The sequence below is a fragment of the Phyllobacterium bourgognense genome, from assembly GCF_003337575.1.
GTDB lineage: Bacteria > Pseudomonadota > Alphaproteobacteria > Rhizobiales > Rhizobiaceae > Phyllobacterium > Phyllobacterium bourgognense.
On sequence record NZ_QPJM01000005.1, the window covers coordinates 180,183 to 197,796 of the forward strand.

Consider the following 17,614-nt stretch of genomic DNA (forward strand, 5'->3'; position numbering starts at 1 on the left):
AAAAACGTGCCGGGCACCGTTACCCGCCTATTGCAGATGCATCAATTCCGGCGCTGGCTGAGCGCAGGGTTTGCCATTGCTTTGCTGGGCTTTGCGCGTTGCGATTTTTAGCGGCTCTCCCGGCTCCAAATCCACGAAAACCTTGTCGTCATCGGTCGTTTGAACCTTGGCTGCATCCCCCTTGGTCAGGGTGACCCAGGTGTCAGTGTCGCCGATATCCACATTGAATTCGCGGCCCTGCCATTTCAGGCCTTTCAAATACGCCCGTTTTGCCGGCTGTCCTTCGACAGTGTCCGGAAGAATGGGCTTCAGCACGATCCTGTCATCGCGGAAGCGATAGCCGGTCATGCCCATGCCGGTTGCCTGCAGAAAGCCGCCGGCTCCAGTCAAGAAGACATTGGCCGGCGCCATCTGTCCTGCTGATTTGCCAAGCACCCGCGTTTCGTTGAATTGTTCGTAAGGTCCGAGCGCGACATCATAGGATTTTTTCAGGAAATGTCCGAAATCGCAGCGGCCAAGCTGTGCGGCGATGACCGCGTGAACCGCATCGGTCATGGCCGGGCCGTCCGGATCAGCTTTGCCGGAATAGTAATCGAGGTCATTGGCTGATTGTTGGGCTGGCATGGGATATTCCAATGGATACGTCAGCAACACGACATCGGCTTGTTTGATCTTGTTGTTCGGGTTCGCCGGGTTGAAGCCGTCATACTGGATGTGCACTTTCGTTGCTGGATCGACTTGCGGCGTGACTATGGTGTTCAAGACTTTGCGCCACGCTTCCGGGACAGGTTCCTTTAATTGTTCGGCGACCTTGATAGCCAGTTCAAATGCTACGATTGCCGAACCATTCGTGAAAGCCTCGTCATTGACATTCTCCGCATATTCATCCGGTGCAGTTACCGTGTTGAGATGAAATTGCGTCCTGTCAGCATTGAATTCACCACGCGTCACATAAAAATCGGCTATGCCTTTCAATATGGGCCATGCCTGGTTCTTTAAGAATGTCTCATCACCAGTTGCGGCGTAGTACTGATATTGTGCAAGAGCGATGTCTGCCTGCAGATGAATCTGCCGGCGGTTTCTTTCGTCGCTACCCTCGCCGCCAATATTGCCAGTGCCGGATACCCAAGGGAAATAGGTGCCGTGATAGGGTTTGGTTCCGGGGTCAACGTTGAAACTGGAATGGTTCACATTGCCGCGCGCGCGCTCCAGCGTGGCAAACCTGTAATCGACGACAGTCTTTGCCAGTTCCGGATGCGTCAGCAGCAAATAGGGATACATGAAGGTTTCCGCGTCCCAAAAGATCATGCCGCCATAACCTGTGCCCACCAGCCCGCCGGCGGGTATGCTCGCCTTGGCGCCTTCATATGTGCTGGAAAGCAATTCATACTGCGCCGAATTGATGACTTTTTGCAGTCGCTCATTCTCGACAGTTACGCTGCTTTTCGTCCAGAGTGCCTCCCATGCGTCAATGTGGGACTTCAAAAGTTCGGTATAACCGGTCTGCTTGGCGGCATTTGCCACGCCGTCGGCTGCTTCATTGACTGTTTTGTCATCGTCCGCAAATGTCTGTGGAATGTTCCGGCCAAGCTTATCTATCAACTCCTCATCAATCGAGGTTGCGATGCCCACAAATTTGGTAAAGACGTAAGTCTGGTTTACGACAGGGGAAAACTCCCAAAACAGCCCACTCACCTTGGCGTCACCCTCCCACGCATGAGTCTGTCCGATGTTCTCCGGAACAGCCATTTTGAACGCGGTAGTGGCCTTGAAGCCGGTGCCCGGAGTTCTCACTGAAGCCTGTGCGCCCAAGGTGTTCGGGTCTTTCCAGTTCTGATTTGCAATATTATCGGCCTTGTGAACGCCATTGATGTCCAGATAGGAGCGAACGCTGATATCACCGGTCCACTTCAGGGGCGTTATCTCCAGACGGATCACGCCAAGGTGTTTATTGGTTCTGTGAGCAAAGGCGGTCCATTTCAGTTTGACCTTCTTGTCATTCGGTGACAACCAAACCAATGAAGTCGTAACGATGCCTTTCCTCATGTCCACGACTTGTTCGTAGCTCGACACCTGCTCCGGATTAAGCGCGTTGGGATCAAAAAAATTCCCGTCCTTATCGTCGCGAATGGTCAGGCTGGACCAATTGGGCAATGTCGCAAGATAGATCTGGTTGTCGGAGTAGAACTTTTCGACCATGGCTGATGTGAATCGCACCTCCTCGTATTTGGGATAACCCTCCAGATTGTCTGGGTTCTTGCTGCCGCGCCAATAACCTTGGCCCGCTGCAGGCAGGCGCAGGCCGATATAGCCGTTGCTGACGAAGGGCTGGTGGGTGAAGGTCTCGTTGAAATCACGGTTGACAATTCGCCAGCTTGCGAGATTTTCTGCTGGTGGCAATGGTGGTTTGGTTGCATCCACGACTGGCGGGACCAATGCCTCAAGGCGCGCCACGGCGCCTTCGAGGCCCGCTACTTTATCCGTCATAGCGTTGAGGGAGGTTTGGGCATCAGCAAGCGCTTTCACCAAATCCTCAGCGGTCTGCCCTGCAGGCAGTCCAGCGATCCTCTTGTTGAGGCCTTCGATCTCGGCTTTCTTGAGTGATATCTCATTGTCCAAGTCGGATATCAGCTTTTGAAGCGTGTTGGCATCGTTGCGCAATTTCGTGACTTCGTCTGAGCTTGGCAGGCCGGAGATACGTTTGTTCAGATCACCAATGGTTACCTGAAGCACCGCAACATTGCGCTCGTTCGCTGCAATAAGTTCAGTATTTTGCGCTTGCAACGCAGCAATTTGTTGCTCGAGACTTTTGATAGTTTCCTTGGTGGCGGCGAGTTCAGCAAATGTCGATTGGGATGGTTGCGGGCTATCGTCGGATCCATCGCAGCCGGTTAATATCGCACAGCCCAGCAGGCTGGCAAAAAATATGGTTCTAAAAATCATTGTTCCTCCAAAAGGTAGAAAATATAAACTTTTAGTTATGCAGAGGTTGTACTCTCCTAAGCTGGTCCTTGAGCTCCAGCCGGACCGGGCATCTCTCCCTTGCCCAAGTGCAATCGATATTTAAAAATTACATTATTACGACAATCGAATTAAATTCCTTATTTTAATTGCTGCCCGGTGACAAGTGACAATGCTGTCACTGTTGAGAGTGCTTTAGCAGTCTCAACCCTTCACAATGCGCGTTGGCGACCGTCGCTCGTTTGATCTTGCCAATTCGCGTCTTATCGTTCAAACCCTGTCAACATGAATGGTACACCCCGCATCCCGCGTCCTGTCGATCATCTGGTTCTGCCGACCGCTGATCTTGACATCGCGCGCGCGCGACTAGAACAGCTGGGCTTCATGGTAGCGCCCGTCGGCAAGCATCCATTCGGGACTGAAAATGTCTGCGTTTTCTTTGGTGATGACTGCTTTCTCGAGTTTTTGGCGGTTTGCCAGCGCGAGACTTGCGAGGAAGAGTCGCGGAACGGCAATGTCTTTGTCGCCCGCGATCAGGCCTGGCGGTTCCGCAATGGCAATGAAGGCTTCTCTGCTCTTGTCATGGGCACGCATGACGCGATTGGCGACCACGAAGATTTCGTCAAAGCTGGGATTTCCGCCGGCAATATCCTCAATTTCTCGCGCCCGTTTGTCAGTCGGGACGGTAAGGAGGACGTTGCCGGGTTCCGCTTGGCTTTTGCGGCGGATCTGCGCGCACCAGACGCCTTCTTCTTCACTTGCGAGCGGGTGAACACACCCAAGGTTGATCGCACATCGCTGCAGACGCACCAGAACGGTGCGGTTGCACTACGCGAAGTTATCCTGTCCGAAGTCAATCCGACTGATTTCCAGTATCCGCTACAGGAGATCATCAGCCAGCGCGACGTCAACGCGCACTCATTCGGTATGGATCTGCGTGCCGCGAACGCCGATGTGACGGTGTTGACGCCTCAGGGCTTGCGATCGTTCCTCGGCGTCGAGGTTTCGGAAACCGAGCGTGGTTTGCGGCTCCAGGCCTTCGTGCTGGCAGTGCGTGATCTCCCTGCGGTTGAAACATTGCTCACCAGCAACGATATTCCTTTCGAAAAGCGCGGCTCCCGCCTGATTGTGCACAAGGCACCAGGGCAGGGCGCTGCCATCGCATTTGAGGCTTCCTGATGTCCCTGAATTCCACGGTTTCCGCCGGCAATGTTGCATTTTCCAACACTGGCCAGTTGTCTCTCATCGCGGGGCCTTGCCAGATGGAAAGCCGCCAGCATGCATTCGACATGGCCGGTGCGCTGAAGGAACTGACAGGAAAACTCGGGATCGGCCTTGTCTACAAGTCGAGCTTCGACAAAGCGAACCGGACCTCCTTGACCGGGAAGCGTGGATTCGGACTGGAGAACTCCCTGCCGGTATTCGCCGATATCCGTAATGAGCTCGGCCTGCCGACGCTGACTGACGTCCATACGGAAGAGCAATGTATTATCCTGGGCCAAGTGGTTGATGTGCTGCAAATACCGGCTTTCCTTTGCCGGCAGACCGATCTTTTGATCGCGGCTGCCAGAACCGGCAAGATCGTCAACATCAAGAAAGGCCAGTTCCTCGCGCCATGGGATATGAAGAATGTCATCGCCAAGGTTACGGAAAGCGGCAATCCAAACGTGATGGTCACTGAGCGGGGCGCTTCCTTTGGCTACAACACGCTCGTTTCAGACATGCGGTCTCTGCCTATCATGGCAGGTTTCGGGGCCCCGGTAATTTTCGATGCGACCCATTCGGTGCAGCAGCCGGGCGGGCAGGGTGGCTCAACAGGCGGTCAGCGCGAGTTTGTCGAAACGCTGGCGCGCGCCGCTGTGGCTGTCGGTGTTGCAGGTGTATTCATCGAAACGCATCAGGACCCGGACAATGCGCCGTCGGACGGCCCGAATATGGTGCCACTCGACCAAATGCCGCGGCTTCTCGAAAAGCTTCTGGAATTCGACCGGATTGCTAAGAAGGCTTGAGCCTACGACCTAAAAGTTCCTTCGCAGAAAATTAAGTTTTGATGCAACCGTGATGCGCCTTGCTCATTATCCTCATAGGCAAGCAAAAGAGGAGAAGAGCAAATGCCAACCAGCTCAGGACATACGAAAGCTATTCGCGCTTCGCGGGTTATTGGTACCAACGTGTACAATAGCAGCGGTGACAAGATCGGTGAAATTGAAGACGTCATGCTCGATAAAACCACGGACGGTATCATGTTCGCGGTCGTCGGTTTTGGCGGCTTTCTTGGAATTGGCGAGAAATATCATGCCGTGCCGTGGAAGCTTCTCGACTTCGATGAAGCAACGGGCGGGTATGTTGTGCCATTCACCAAGGAACAGCTGGAGCAAGCACCGGCTCATGGCATAACCGAACTGACAGAGAATGACGGTCTGCAGGTCCGCGACAGATCATTCTCGTATTACGATGACGTAGCGGCTTAACAGGCGCTACATCATCGATTGAGGCCGTCTTTGACGGCCTTTGTTCTGTTTTGATCCACAATTCGTCTTCGTGGGGATTTTCCTTGTCATGTTCATTCGCTATTCAGTGGCCAGCCCAAGGCTCAATGCTCATTGAAAGGGAATACTCCATGACTGCTATCGTCGATATTATTGGCCGCGAGATTCTGGACAGCCGCGGGAACCCGACTGTTGAGGTCGATGTCGTTCTCGAAGACGGTTCCATGGGCCGCGCAGCCGTCCCCTCAGGTGCCTCGACCGGCGCGCACGAAGCAGTCGAATTGCGCGACGGTGGCACACGCTATCTCGGCAAGGGTGTTGAAAAGGCTGTCGACGCAGTCAATGGTGAGTTGTTCGATGCTATCGGCGGCATGGAAGCGGAAAACCAGATCCACATCGATCAGACGATGATCGACCTCGACGGCACGCCGAACAAGAGCCGTCTCGGGGCTAACGCGATTCTTGGCGTATCCCTTGCCGTTGCCAAAGCCGCGGCTGAAGCGTCAGGCCTGCCGCTCTATCGCTATCTCGGCGGTCCGAGCGCCCACGTATTGCCTGTGCCGATGATGAACATCATCAACGGCGGTGCTCATGCCGACAATCCGATCGATTTTCAGGAATTCATGATCCTGCCGGTCGGCGCGTCTACCTTTGCCGAGGCGGTTCGTTATGGTTCGGAAGTGTTTCATACATTGAAGAAGCGCCTGAAGGATGCGGGACACAACACCAATGTCGGCGACGAGGGTGGTTTCGCACCGAACCTGAAGACGGCGCAACATGCTCTGGATTTCATTATGGAGTCCATTGAGAAAGCGGGTTTCAAACCCGGTGAAGAAATCGCGCTTGGGCTTGATTGCGCCTCGACCGAATTCTTCAAGGACGATAACTACGTCTATGAGGGCGAGAAGAAATCGCGCGATCCGAAGACTCAGGCCAAATACCTAGCCAAGCTTGTCGGCGATTATCCGATCATCACCATCGAAGACGGCATGGCTGAAGACGATTGGGATGGCTGGAAATACCTGACAGAGCTCGTTGGTAACAAGTGCCAGCTCGTTGGCGATGATTTGTTCGTCACCAACTCCGCCCGCCTGCGCGATGGCATCAAGATGGGCGTCGCGAACTCGATCCTCGTCAAGGTCAACCAGATCGGCACACTTTCCGAAACCTTCGACGCCGTCGATACGGCACATCGCGCTGCCTACACCGCGGTCATGTCGCATCGCTCGGGAGAAACCGAAGATACGACCATCGCAGATCTCGCCGTCGCAACCAATTGCGGACAGATCAAGACCGGCTCGCTCGCCCGTTCAGACCGGGTCGCAAAGTACAACCAGCTCATTCGTATCGAAGAGGAGCTCGGACCGCAGTCAAGCTATGCAGGGCGCGGCATCTTCCGCAGCGCCTGATCATAACTGTTGACTACAGAGCATGATGGCGGGCGTAATGCCCGCCATTTTCGTTCTGCCCCGCGCTGTTGGTAATCGCCTGTTAAGCAAAACATTGTCTTATGGACTGGTGAAAATCGGGCGATTGAGTCTGATTCCTTGGGTTTTGCGGTTCTATGCAAATGTGGACAAAACAGCGAAAAAAAACAAAGCGGGGGCGGTTGATCGTTCCCTTGCTCTCCACTCTGTTTTTCGCCTATTTCGGTTTTCACGCATACCATGGCGAATACGGACTCTATTCGACTATCAAGCTGCAAGAGCAGACCCAGTTGCTGCAGGCGCAACTCGACGCGGTCAAGGCAACGCGATCCGAGCTTGAACGCCAGGTTCAACTTATGCATGATGGTACGATCGAGAAGGATATGCTAGACGAACAAGCCCGCAAAGGGTTGAATGTATCTCGGCCGGACGAAGTCACTATAATGCGTGGCTCCGGCGATTTGGCTATTAACTGAATTTGGGTTAATCGCCTTTTTTCTCTGTGTTTTGAACACCTTATTTGCATAGCACTTATTCGATTCTGCATATTGTAAGTTCCGCCCCTGCTGCTATTCTCGTGCGACCAATTCACAGGGAGTGAGATATGGCCACGAGGGCGAAAAAAAGCCCTGCGCGTTCTGCGCAGACCTCCGCTATTAAAGCACCAAAACCAATCCAGTTTACCAAGGAACAAGAATTAGAAGCCTACCGGCACATGCTGCTGATCCGCCGCTTTGAAGAAAAGGCCGGTCAGCTCTACGGTATGGGTTTCATCGGTGGTTTCTGCCATCTCTACATCGGTCAGGAAGCCGTCGTCACCGGCATGCAGATGTCGCTGAAGGAAGGTGATCAGGTTATTACCGGCTATCGCGACCATGGCCACATGCTGGCTTGCGGCATGAGCCCGCGCGGTGTCATGGCGGAGTTGACAGGACGGCGCGGCGGCCTTTCCAAGGGGAAGGGCGGCTCAATGCACATGTTCTCCAAGGAGAAGCACTTCTACGGCGGTCATGGCATCGTCGGTGCGCAGGTTTCGCTCGGGACCGGTCTCGCCTTCGCCAATCGCTATCGTGATAACGGCAATGTTTCGCTGGCTTACTTTGGCGATGGTGCTGCCAATCAGGGCCAGGTTTACGAAAGCTTCAATATGGCTTCGCTGTGGAAGCTGCCGGTTATCTATATCATCGAGAACAATCGTTACGCGATGGGCACATCGGTTTCGCGCGCTTCCGCCGAGACGGATTTTTCCAAGCGCGGTATCTCATTCAATATTCCCGGTATCCAGGTCGACGGCATGGATGTACGAGCGGTCAATGCCGCAGGTGAAGAGGCCGCAGCCTGGGCACGTTCCGGCAAGGGGCCGATGATTCTTGAAATGCAGACGTACCGGTATCGCGGCCATTCCATGTCGGATCCGGCCAAATACCGTTCCAAGGACGAAGTGCAGAAAATGCGCTCCGACCATGATCCTATAGAGCAAGTGAAGCACCGGTTGATCGAAAACGGATGGTCCACTGAGGATGACCTGAAGAAGATCGACAAGGAGGTGCGCGATATCGTGGCTGATGCCGCCGATTTCGCCCAGTCCGATCCGGAGCCGGATCCATCCGAGCTTTACACTGACATTCTGCTCTAAGGGAGGCGCTATCATGCCTGTAGAAATTCTGATGCCCGCGCTCTCGCCGACTATGGAAGAGGGCAAACTGTCGAAATGGCTGAAAAAAGAAGGCGACAAGGTCACTTCCGGTGATGTGCTCGCTGAGATCGAGACCGACAAGGCGACGATGGAAGTCGAGGCTGTCGATGAAGGAACGCTTGGCAAGATCCTCGTTCCAGAAGGCACTGACAACGTAAAAGTCAATGCGGTGATTGCCGTTTTGCTGGCTGACGGCGAAAGCGCCGATGCCGCGAGCGCACCGAAGGCGGCTAGTGCGGAAGCGCCTGCTAAGGCGGAAGAAGCGCCAAAACAGGAAGCAGCGGCGGAAAAGCCGGCTGCATCCGTTCCTGCAGCGCCTAAGGCCGAAGTGGCAGCTGACCCGGATATCCCCGAGGGCACGGAGATGGTGTCCACCACTGTTCGCGAAGCGCTGCGCGACGCGATGGCGGAGGAAATGCGCCGCGACTCCAATGTCTTCATCATGGGTGAGGAAGTCGCCGAATATCAGGGCGCCTACAAGATCACGCAGGGCTTGCTTGACGAGTTCGGTCCGCGCCGCGTTGTTGATACGCCAATCACAGAACACGGCTTTGCCGGCGTCGGTGTTGGTGCCGCGATGACTGGTCTGCGTCCGATCGTCGAGTTCATGACTTTCAACTTCGCCATGCAGGCGATCGACCAGATCATCAATTCCGCGGCAAAGACACTTTATATGTCTGGCGGCCAGATGGGCGCGCCGATGGTGTTCCGTGGTCCAAGCGGCGCTGCCGCCCGTGTCGCTGCCCAGCACTCGCAGTGCTACGCCGCCTGGTACAGCCATATTCCTGGTCTGAAGGTCGTGATGCCTTATTCGGCCGCCGATGCAAAGGGCCTGCTCAAGGCTGCCATCCGCGATCCGAATCCGGTGATCTTCCTCGAAAATGAAATACTTTACGGTCACTCGTTCGATGTGCCGAAGCTTGACGATTTCGTTCTCCCGATCGGCAAGGCCCGTATTCACAAGAAGGGCAAGGACGTAACGCTCGTTTCTTTCGGCATCGGCATGAATTACACGGTGAAGGCGGAAGCCGAGCTTGCGAAGATGGGAATCGACGCGGAAATCATCGATTTGCGGACGATCCGGCCGATGGACATTCCAACAGTCATTGAATCGGTAAAGAAGACGGGACGCTGTGTCACGATTGAAGAGGGTTACCCGCAGTCTTCGGTTGGAACGGAAATCGCAACCCGCGTCATGCAGCAGGCCTTCGATTATCTCGATGCACCGATCCTGACAATCGCCGGCAAGGATGTGCCCATGCCTTATGCGGCCAACCTTGAAAAGCTGGCTTTGCCAAATGTTCAGGAAATCATCGACGCCGTCAAAGCTGTGACCTACACCGCCTAAGGGGAGGAACCCGATATGCCGATAAATATCACCATGCCGGCGCTTTCTCCTACGATGGAAGAGGGCAATCTTGCCAAATGGCTGGTCAAGGAAGGCGATAAGGTCACGTCCGGTGATGTCATCGCCGAAATCGAGACCGACAAGGCGACGATGGAAGTCGAAGCGGTTGACGAAGGCACTGTAGCCAAGATCGTTGTCCCTGCCGGTACAGAAGGCGTCAAGGTCAACGCACTGATCGCCATTCTGGCGGGCGAGGGCGAGGACGTCGCGGCAGCTGCCAAAGGTGGTGGCGACGTGGCGGCACCAGCCAAAGCGGATGCACCGAAAGAAGAGAAGAAGGCTGATGCTGCACCTGAAGCCCCGAAGGCTGAAGCACCGCAGGTGGCCGCTGCTCCATCACCGGCAGCAACGTCTGCACCTGCCAAAACCGGCGATCGTCCATTTTCCTCGCCGCTTGCGCGGCGGATTGCCAAGGATGCAGGTATTGATCTCGGCGCCGTGACAGGTTCAGGCCCGCATGGCCGAGTGATCAAGAAGGACGTCGAGGCGGCGATTTCCGGTGGTGGCGCCAAGGCTGCTCCCGTTGCGGGAGCCGCGCCATCCGCTGCAGTGCCAGCTGCACCGAAGCCCATGTCTGACGATGCAGTGCTCAAACTGTTCGAGCAAGGCTCTTACGAGCTCGTACCGCATGACGGCATGCGCAAGACCATTGCCAAGCGCCTGCTCGAAGCCAAGTCGACCGTTCCACATTTCTATCTGACGGTGGATTGTGAGCTCGATGCGCTTTTGGCTCTTCGCGCGCAGATCAATGCCGCTTCGCCCATGCGCAAGACGGAAAAGGGCGATGTTCCAGCTTACAAGCTCTCCGTCAACGACATGATCATCAAGGCGATGGCGTTGGCGCTGCGCGATGTTCCTGAGGCGAATGTCTCCTGGACGGAAGCCAACATGGTCAAGCACAAGCATTCGGATGTTGGCGTCGCTGTCTCCATTCCCGGTGGCCTGATCACGCCGATCATCCGCAAGGCTGAAGAAAAGACGCTTTCCGCCATTTCAAATGAGATGAAGGATCTTGCCAAGCGTGCTCGCGACCGCAAGCTGAAGCCCGAGGAATATCAGGGTGGAACGACGGCGGTTTCCAATCTCGGCATGTTTGGCGTCAGGGATTTCGCGGCGATCATCAACCCACCGCACGCAACCATTCTTGCCATCGGCGCCGGCGAGGAGCGGGCGGTAGTCAAGAAGGGCGAGATCAAGGTTGCGACCGTTATGTCCGTGACGCTGTCGACGGATCACCGTGCGGTTGACGGCGCCTTGGGTGCAGAGCTTGCGCAGGCGTTCAAACGTCACATTGAAAACCCGATGGGCATGCTGGTCTGAGGGGCACCATGAAAACGGTCCTTTGCTATGGCGACTCGCTGACCTGGGGATACATTCCCGATGGATCGGGTCGCCATGCGCTCAAGGATCGCTGGCCGGAGGTCCTTCAAACTGAACTCGGGAATCGGGTTCATGTCGTTACCGATGGTTTGAATGGCCGCACGACCGCCTACGACGATCATTTGTCCGGTTTCGAGCGCAACGGCGCCAAGACGCTGACCACAGTACTCGGCGCGCATTTTCCGCTCGATCTCGTGATCATCATGCTCGGCAGCAATGACATGAAGAATTTCATTTGCGGCAATGCACAAGGGACCAAGCGGGGCGTGCAGCGCTTGATCGAGATCGTCCGCACGGCGCCGTATCAAATGAACGCAAAGGCGCCGCAGATTCTGATCATGTCACCGCCGGCGCTTACGCCGATTGACGAGCTGGATTTTCAACGAACTTTCGAACAGGGCATCGAACAGTCACGCCTGCTCGCTGCCTTTTACAAGAATGCCGCTGAACTTGCCGATTGTGCGTTTTTCGATGCGGGCTCGGTCGCCAGAACATCGCAGTTGGATGGCGTACACCTTGATGCAGAGAATACACGGGCAATCGGTAAAGCCATTGCACCCATCGTTCGAGATATACTCGAGCTTTAAGTAGGAGGACCAAGGTCTTGGCCAATAATTACGACGTGATCATCATTGGTTCGGGCCCGGGCGGCTACGTTACCGCCATCCGCTCCGCACAGCTTGGTTTCAAGACCGCGATCGTCGAGCGTGAACATCTTGGCGGCATCTGCCTGAACTGGGGTTGTATCCCGACCAAAGCCTTGTTGCGCTCGGCGGAGATTTTTCACTATGGCCAGCATGCCAAGGATTATGGATTGACCATCGAGGGAAAGATTTCCGCGGACGTCAAAGCAGTCGTTCAGCGTTCACGCGGTGTTTCGGGCCGGCTCAATGCCGGCGTCGGATTCCTGATGAAGAAGAACAAGGTCGATGTGATCTGGGGAGAGGCCAAGCTAACCAAGCTCGGCGAGATCGTTGTCTCCAAGACCTCGAAAAAGCCGATGGAGCCACAACCGCCACTGCCGAAGAATACTCTTGGCGAAGGTACTTACTCGGCTAAGCATATCATTCTCGCCACTGGTGCCCGCCCGCGCGCACTGCCGGGTATCGAGCCGGACGGCAAGCTGATCTGGACCTATTTCGAAGCCATGGTGCCGCCGGAAATGCCGAAATCACTCGTGGTCATGGGATCTGGTGCGATCGGAATCGAATTCGCGTCGTTCTACCATTCCATGGGTGCAGAGGTGACTGTCGTCGAACTCCTGTCAAATGTGATGCCTGTAGAGGACGCCGAAATCTCCGGGATCGCTCGCAAGCAGTTCGAAAAGCAGGGTATGAAAATCATTACCGACGCCAAGGTGACGAAGGTCGATAAAGCCGCAAATTCAATCACCGCGCATGTCGAGACCAAGGACGGCAAGGTAGAGAAGATCACTGCGGACCGACTGATTTCGGCGGTTGGTGTTCAGGGTAATATCGAAAATCTCGGGCTCGAGGCTTTGGGCGTAAAGACCGATCGTGGTTGCGTCGTCATCGACGGTTACGGCAAAACCAACGTGCCCGGCGTCTATGCCATTGGCGATGTTGCCGGACCACCGATGCTGGCGCATAAGGCTGAGCATGAAGGTGTGATCTGTATCGAGAAGATTGCAAACTTCCCGGGCGTTCATCCCATCGAGAAGGACAAGATTCCAGGCTGCACCTATTGCCAGCCACAGGTTGCGTCCGTTGGCCTCACTGAAGCGAAGGCCAAGGAAAATGGCCGCGAGATTCGCGTCGGGCGTTTCCCGTTTGCTGCCAACGGCAAGGCGATTGCGCTTGGTGAAGATCAAGGTCTGGTGAAGACGATCTTCGACAAGAAGACAGGTCAGCTGATCGGCGCTCACATGGTCGGTGCGGAAGTCACGGAACTCATCCAGGGCTTCGTCGTCGCCATGAACCTCGAAACGACCGAAGAGGAACTGATGCACACTGTCTTCCCGCATCCGACTTTGTCAGAAATGATGAAGGAAAGCGTGCTGGATGCCTATGGTCGTGTGTTAAACGCGTAAACAACGAAGGAAACTTGGCCTTTGGTCACCATCAAGGATAGCAGACCCTGGATCAACCTTTCATGGGCGATTCTCAAATGGTCGACCTTGATCGGCCTTGGGCTCGGGTTTGTGCCGTCCGCCTTGAGTCTGGTTTCAGGTAACACCATATCCATCAATGGAACGGCAATCGGCGGTTGGCTTGGTGTCTGGATTGTTACCTTTGCTTGCGGGTTGGGTGGTTTTCTTTTCGGTGCTATATGGGCCTTGGTGTTGCGCGCAATTGCCATTGCATCAGGGCGCTAACGAGGGGAGAGAAGCATATGGATCAGCCAGTTGGTATTATGGGCATGCCCGGTGTCGGTTTCTTTGGAATGCTGCTTATCGGCTTCCTCGCCGGGTATATCGCAGAAAAGGCAACGAACCGTAATCATGGCCTTTTGACCAATATCCTTGTCGGCATTGCCGGCTCTTTCGTTGGCGGCACGCTGGCAGGTCTGCTGGATTTCAATTTCTACGGCTTTTTTGGAAACCTGATCGTTGCGACAGTTGGCGCAATTCTCATCCTGTGGGTTTTCGGCAAAGCCAGGCCCGCAAGCTAGTCTAGGATAATTTGATGGTAACGGTACTCGACACGATCGATCAAAAGCGGCGCCTTCGGCATCCCGAAAAGGCGCATCGTCCGGATTCGGAGATTCTCAAGAAACCCGGCTGGATCAGAGTCAAGGCTCCCGTGTCGAAAGGCTATTCGGAAACACGCGATATCGTGCGCTCGCACAATCTCGTCACGGTGTGCGAAGAGGCCGGTTGCCCCAATATCGGCGAGTGCTGGGACAAGAAGCACGCAACATTTATGATCATGGGCGAGATCTGCACCCGTGCATGTGCGTTCTGCAACGTCGCGACGGGTCTGCCAACCGCACTTGATCCGAACGAACCCGAGAATGTCGGCAAGGCCGTTTTGAAGATGGGCTTGCAGCATGTGGTCATCACCTCGGTCGATCGTGATGATCTTGCCGACGGTGGCGCTCAACATTTTGCCGATGTGATCCATGCCATCCGCCGTATTTCGCCCGGCACTACAATCGAGATTCTGACGCCGGATTTCCTGCGCAAGGAAGGCGCATTGGAAATTGTCGTGGCGGCCCGTCCTGACGTCTTCAACCACAACCTAGAGACCGTTCCATCCAATTATCTCAAAGTTCGTCCGGGGGCGCGGTACTTCCACTCGATCCGCCTGTTGCAGCGGGTGAAGGAACTTGATCCGACGATCTTTACAAAATCCGGCATTATGGTTGGGCTTGGAGAAGAGCGGAACGAAGTGCTGCAACTGATGGATGATCTGCGTTCGGCGGATGTGGATTTCATGACGATCGGCCAGTATCTGCAGCCAACGCGCAAGCATCACGCCGTGCTGAACTATGTAACGCCGGACGAATTCAAATCCTATGCAACGATTGCCAAAACCAAGGGCTTCCTGGTGGTTGCGTCGAGCCCACTAACACGTTCATCGCATCATGCCGGTGAAGATTTCGCCAGGCTGAAGGCTGCACGCGAGGCGCTGCACGCAAACCGCGCGTGACCGATGCCGAAATTTGAAACGACCCGCCATGTGAAGCATCGCGCCGAACAGATGTTTGATCTGGTCGCCGATATTGAGACTTATCCGCAATTTCTGCCGATGTGCGAGAGTCTGAAGGTGCGTTCACGCAAGGAAAGCCATGGCAAGACCCTGCTGATCGCCGACATGACTGTTGGCTATAAGCTGATCCGCGAGACCTTCACCAGCCAGGTCCTTTTGAAGCCGGAGGAGAAAGTCATCATCACCAAATATATAGACGGGCCATTCCGCTATCTCGATAACCGCTGGCAGTTCATCCCGGATGAGAATCCGGAACATTCAGCAGTGAAATTCTATATCGATTACGAATTCAAGAGCCGCACGCTCGGCTTTCTCATGGGGTCGATGTTCGACATTGCCTTCAGGAAATTCACCGAAGCTTTTGAAAAACGAGCCGACGCGATTTATGGCATGGGACCTTCCCCCATGGCTTAGTCAAGCTGCTGCGCCGGAACGAAAGCGGGTGCCATCCGTTACCATCCGCAAGGAGGTTGTGATGTTGACAACCAAATTCATCGGCGCGCTGTTTGTTGTTTGCGGGCTTTTGTACATGGCAGGCGCGACAGTCTATCGGGGCAGGATGAGCGAACCTCATTCGTCCAATAATGAATCAGTCGGCCTTGAGCCGCGTCATCGCGGTTTGCGGTTTCTTGGCTTGAAAGCGAATTGGCCGGGCGTTGTGGTTGCTGCAATAGGCGCTTTGATGCTGTTATTGCCATCGGCGTAACAGAGACTGTTACGACAGTGCCTGTAAAACCAGATCAAGCGCAGTATTGACGGCTGAATCGCGGATTGATGCACGACCGTGATCCGCGAACAGGCGGCGTGTCCCGATCGGCTGCCTGTCTTTCAACGCCACGGCAAACCAGACCAGTCCGACGGGCTTGGTTTCCGAACCGCCCCCCGGTCCAGCGATACCTGTTACCGAAACCGCAATTCCGGCGTTTGAATGGGCGAGGGCGCCCGAGGCCATAGCCAAAGCGACTTCCTCAGATACCGCGCCATATTTGGCGATCAATTCATCCGGAACGCCAATCATCTCGCGCTTGGCTTCGTTGGAATAGGTGACGAAACCACGATCCACGACATCGGAGGAGCCACCGATATCTGTCAGCGACGCTGCGATCAAACCACCGGTGCAGGATTCAGCCGTGGCCAGCAGAATGCCGTGGCGACGGCAGGCTTCGAGGACCGCAATGGCCTTGGCTTCTGCGATTAGCCCGCTCATTCCGGCAGACCTCCCGGGTAAATGACAGATGCGGTCGCAATGGCTGCAATGCCTTCCTTGCGGCCGATAAAACCGAGCTTCTCGTTGGTGGTGGCCTTGATGGAAACGCGATCTGTGGAAATTCCCAGCATTTTTGACAATGCTGCGGTCATCGCCTCGCGGTGTGGCCCTACTTTCGGCGCCTCGCAGATGAGTGTGACATCGGCATTGGCAATCCTGCCGCCGGCTTCCCTGACGATTTTTACCGCATGCTCCACGAAGATATGCGAGGCGGCGCCCTTCCACTGCGGATCGGACGGCGGAAAATGTGTGCCGATGTCACCCGCACCGCGTGTTGCAAGCAGGGCGTCGGTCAGCGCGTGCAGGGCTACGTCGGCATCCGAATGCCCGGAGAGCTTTTGATCATGTTCGATGAACACGCCGGCGAGCACTACACCATTGCCTGGCTCGAAAGCATGCACATCGTAACCGTTCCCGGTGCGCACGTCCGGATATGCGGAATACTTTTGCGACAGACGATCATCGGCCATTTCGATATCCTTTGCCCAAGTCAATTTCGTGTTGTCAGCCGATCCTTCAACGATCCGCACCGGCAGGCCATGCCATTCCGCGATCGCTGAATCGTCGGTGAAATCGGATCGGCCGGCTGTAAATGCTGCGTTATGCGCATCGAGGATCGGCAAATAGGGAAATGCTTGTGGAGTCTGCGCCGCATAAAGGCCTGCGCGCGGAACCGTTGCGCTGACCATCGCGTCAGATCCGGCTGCTTTCAACGTATCCGACACGGCAAGGACCGGCAGGACCCCGATATGCGGGGTGAGATTGAAAATGACCCGCTCCAGCAGATCTGCCGAAATAAAGGGGCGAACACCGTCGTGTATCAACACGTGATCCGGTGTTTTCTCCTTAAGTGCAAGAAGCCCAAGACGTGTCGACTCCTGGCGGGTTGGTCCACCTGTTACCGCCGTAACCCTTGCGGCATGATCGCCAAGAGCGAGGGCAAACAGCGCATTGTCTTCCTTGTGGATTACCACAACGACATGGTCGATCAACGGGCAATCGAGAAATGCGCGCATCGTGTGCGCCAGAACGGCTTCGCCGCCGATCTTGCGATATTGCTTTGGTCCTTCAACGCTTTGGCCTGCGCGTTCACCGCGCCCGGCCGCTACGATGACCGCAGCTACCCGCATTTCCTTATTGTCAGACTTCCCCGGCACGCTTCTCTCCGTTCGATGCAGACTGCGTTACCCTTTGCCAAACGGAAAGACCAGTACTTTAGCAAGGAAACGGATCGAAATCCGGCCATTCACTGTACGCAATGCCTTGCGAAGAGGCACGGACGTGTCTAAAGGATAGGCTATTACGAAATTGCATA

General features: G+C 55.2%; 18 protein-coding genes. 15 read left to right on the plus strand and 3 right to left on the minus strand.

Features of this window, described 5'->3' with window-relative positions:
* Positions 1–27 precede the first annotated feature (27 nt).
* Positions 28–2,943, minus strand: coding sequence for a hypothetical protein (locus C7476_RS11505; protein WP_114430066.1), 2,916 nt, complete (start codon positions 2,941–2,943; stop codon positions 28–30).
* A gap of 303 nt (positions 2,944–3,246) precedes the next feature.
* Between C7476_RS11505 and C7476_RS11510 the strand changes: the two genes are divergently transcribed.
* The 15 genes from C7476_RS11510 to C7476_RS11580 all read left to right on the plus strand — a co-directional run bounded on the left by C7476_RS11510 (position 3,247) and on the right by C7476_RS11580 (position 15,738).
* Entirely contained in the window at positions 3,247–4,140 is an 894-nt protein-coding gene (locus tag C7476_RS11510; protein ID WP_114430067.1) for a VOC family protein, read from the plus strand.
* Positions 4,137–4,970 (plus strand): 3-deoxy-8-phosphooctulonate synthase, encoded by an 834-nt coding sequence (kdsA, locus tag C7476_RS11515; protein WP_114430068.1) that lies wholly within the window; start codon positions 4,137–4,139, stop codon positions 4,968–4,970. Before C7476_RS11510 ends, kdsA begins: the two co-directional genes overlap by 4 nt.
* 102 nt (positions 4,971–5,072) lie before the next feature.
* Entirely contained in the window at positions 5,073–5,432 is a 360-nt protein-coding gene (locus tag C7476_RS11520) for a PRC-barrel domain-containing protein (RefSeq protein ID WP_114430069.1), read from the plus strand.
* 149 nt (positions 5,433–5,581) lie between these two features.
* On the plus strand, positions 5,582–6,859 hold the full coding sequence (gene eno, locus C7476_RS11525; RefSeq protein ID WP_114430070.1) for a phosphopyruvate hydratase: 1,278 nt from the start codon (positions 5,582–5,584) through the stop codon (positions 6,857–6,859).
* Positions 6,860–7,020: 161 nt separating this feature from the next.
* Positions 7,021–7,353 carry an FtsB family cell division protein gene (locus tag C7476_RS11530; protein WP_114430194.1) on the plus strand — a complete coding sequence of 111 codons (333 nt, stop codon included), beginning with the start codon at positions 7,021–7,023 and terminating at the stop codon, positions 7,351–7,353.
* A gap of 128 nt (positions 7,354–7,481) precedes the next feature.
* Positions 7,482–8,513 (plus strand): pyruvate dehydrogenase (acetyl-transferring) E1 component subunit alpha, encoded by a 1,032-nt coding sequence (gene pdhA, locus C7476_RS11535; RefSeq protein ID WP_114430071.1) that lies wholly within the window; start codon positions 7,482–7,484, stop codon positions 8,511–8,513.
* A gap of 13 nt (positions 8,514–8,526) precedes the next feature.
* Complete coding sequence (locus tag C7476_RS11540; protein ID WP_114430072.1) at positions 8,527–9,921, plus strand: pyruvate dehydrogenase complex E1 component subunit beta; 1,395 nt, start codon at positions 8,527–8,529, stop codon at positions 9,919–9,921.
* A gap of 15 nt (positions 9,922–9,936) precedes the next feature.
* Entirely contained in the window at positions 9,937–11,301 is a 1,365-nt protein-coding gene (locus C7476_RS11545) for a pyruvate dehydrogenase complex dihydrolipoamide acetyltransferase (RefSeq protein ID WP_114430073.1), read from the plus strand.
* A gap of 8 nt (positions 11,302–11,309) precedes the next feature.
* On the plus strand, positions 11,310–11,948 hold the full coding sequence (locus C7476_RS11550) for an SGNH/GDSL hydrolase family protein (protein ID WP_114430074.1): 639 nt from the start codon (positions 11,310–11,312) through the stop codon (positions 11,946–11,948).
* 17 nt (positions 11,949–11,965) lie between these two features.
* Positions 11,966–13,411, plus strand: a complete 1,446-nt coding sequence (gene lpdA, locus C7476_RS11555) for a dihydrolipoyl dehydrogenase (RefSeq protein WP_114430075.1) — start codon at positions 11,966–11,968, stop codon at positions 13,409–13,411.
* A gap of 21 nt (positions 13,412–13,432) precedes the next feature.
* The gene (locus C7476_RS11560) at positions 13,433–13,696 is read left to right on the plus strand and encodes a hypothetical protein (protein ID WP_376772172.1); all 264 of its coding nucleotides are present in this window, start codon (positions 13,433–13,435) and stop codon (positions 13,694–13,696) included.
* A 17-nt stretch (positions 13,697–13,713) separates the two neighbouring features.
* Positions 13,714–13,992, plus strand: coding sequence for a GlsB/YeaQ/YmgE family stress response membrane protein (locus tag C7476_RS11565; protein WP_112529219.1), 279 nt, complete (start codon positions 13,714–13,716; stop codon positions 13,990–13,992).
* Positions 13,993–14,006: 14 nt separating this feature from the next.
* Entirely contained in the window at positions 14,007–14,972 is a 966-nt protein-coding gene (gene lipA, locus C7476_RS11570; protein WP_114430076.1) for a lipoyl synthase, read from the plus strand.
* A 3-nt stretch (positions 14,973–14,975) separates the two neighbouring features.
* Positions 14,976–15,446, plus strand: coding sequence for a type II toxin-antitoxin system RatA family toxin (locus tag C7476_RS11575; RefSeq protein WP_114430077.1), 471 nt, complete (start codon positions 14,976–14,978; stop codon positions 15,444–15,446).
* 61 nt (positions 15,447–15,507) lie between these two features.
* Complete coding sequence (locus C7476_RS11580; protein ID WP_114430078.1) at positions 15,508–15,738, plus strand: hypothetical protein; 231 nt, start codon at positions 15,508–15,510, stop codon at positions 15,736–15,738.
* A 9-nt stretch (positions 15,739–15,747) separates the two neighbouring features.
* On the opposite strand, the gene C7476_RS11585 is transcribed toward C7476_RS11580, so the two are convergent.
* Both C7476_RS11585 and C7476_RS11590 read right to left on the minus strand, forming a co-directional pair.
* Entirely contained in the window at positions 15,748–16,239 is a 492-nt protein-coding gene (locus C7476_RS11585) for a CinA family protein (RefSeq protein WP_114430079.1), read from the minus strand.
* Positions 16,236–17,429, minus strand: a complete 1,194-nt coding sequence (locus tag C7476_RS11590) for a bifunctional 2-C-methyl-D-erythritol 4-phosphate cytidylyltransferase/2-C-methyl-D-erythritol 2,4-cyclodiphosphate synthase (RefSeq protein WP_114430080.1) — start codon at positions 17,427–17,429, stop codon at positions 16,236–16,238. The genes C7476_RS11585 and C7476_RS11590 overlap by 4 nt, the downstream gene beginning before the upstream one ends.
* Between the last annotated feature and the right edge of the window lie 185 nt (positions 17,430–17,614).

Bases quoted from the DNA above. Each gene is read 5' to 3' on its own strand.
- C7476_RS11520 (WP_114430069.1), top strand. From the start codon at position 5,073: ATGCCAACCAGCTCAGGACATACGAAAGCTATTCGCGCTTCGCGGGTT.
- C7476_RS11510 (WP_114430067.1), top strand. From the start codon at position 3,247: ATGAATGGTACACCCCGCATCCCGCGTCCTGTCGATCATCTGGTTCTG.
- lipA (WP_114430076.1), top strand. From the start codon at position 14,007: ATGGTAACGGTACTCGACACGATCGATCAAAAGCGGCGCCTTCGGCAT.
- C7476_RS11540 (WP_114430072.1), top strand. From the start codon at position 8,527: ATGCCTGTAGAAATTCTGATGCCCGCGCTCTCGCCGACTATGGAAGAG.
- C7476_RS11545 (WP_114430073.1), top strand. From the start codon at position 9,937: ATGCCGATAAATATCACCATGCCGGCGCTTTCTCCTACGATGGAAGAG.
- C7476_RS11580 (WP_114430078.1), top strand. From the start codon at position 15,508: ATGTTGACAACCAAATTCATCGGCGCGCTGTTTGTTGTTTGCGGGCTT.
- eno (WP_114430070.1), top strand. From the start codon at position 5,582: ATGACTGCTATCGTCGATATTATTGGCCGCGAGATTCTGGACAGCCGC.
- C7476_RS11550 (WP_114430074.1), top strand. From the start codon at position 11,310: ATGAAAACGGTCCTTTGCTATGGCGACTCGCTGACCTGGGGATACATT.
- C7476_RS11590 (WP_114430080.1), bottom strand. From the start codon at position 17,429: ATGCGGGTAGCTGCGGTCATCGTAGCGGCCGGGCGCGGTGAACGCGCA.
- C7476_RS11530 (WP_114430194.1), top strand. From the start codon at position 7,021: ATGTGGACAAAACAGCGAAAAAAAACAAAGCGGGGGCGGTTGATCGTT.
- C7476_RS11565 (WP_112529219.1), top strand. From the start codon at position 13,714: ATGGATCAGCCAGTTGGTATTATGGGCATGCCCGGTGTCGGTTTCTTT.
- C7476_RS11575 (WP_114430077.1), top strand. From the start codon at position 14,976: ATGCCGAAATTTGAAACGACCCGCCATGTGAAGCATCGCGCCGAACAG.
- pdhA (WP_114430071.1), top strand. From the start codon at position 7,482: ATGGCCACGAGGGCGAAAAAAAGCCCTGCGCGTTCTGCGCAGACCTCC.
- C7476_RS11505 (WP_114430066.1), bottom strand. From the start codon at position 2,943: ATGATTTTTAGAACCATATTTTTTGCCAGCCTGCTGGGCTGTGCGATA.
- C7476_RS11585 (WP_114430079.1), bottom strand. From the start codon at position 16,239: ATGAGCGGGCTAATCGCAGAAGCCAAGGCCATTGCGGTCCTCGAAGCC.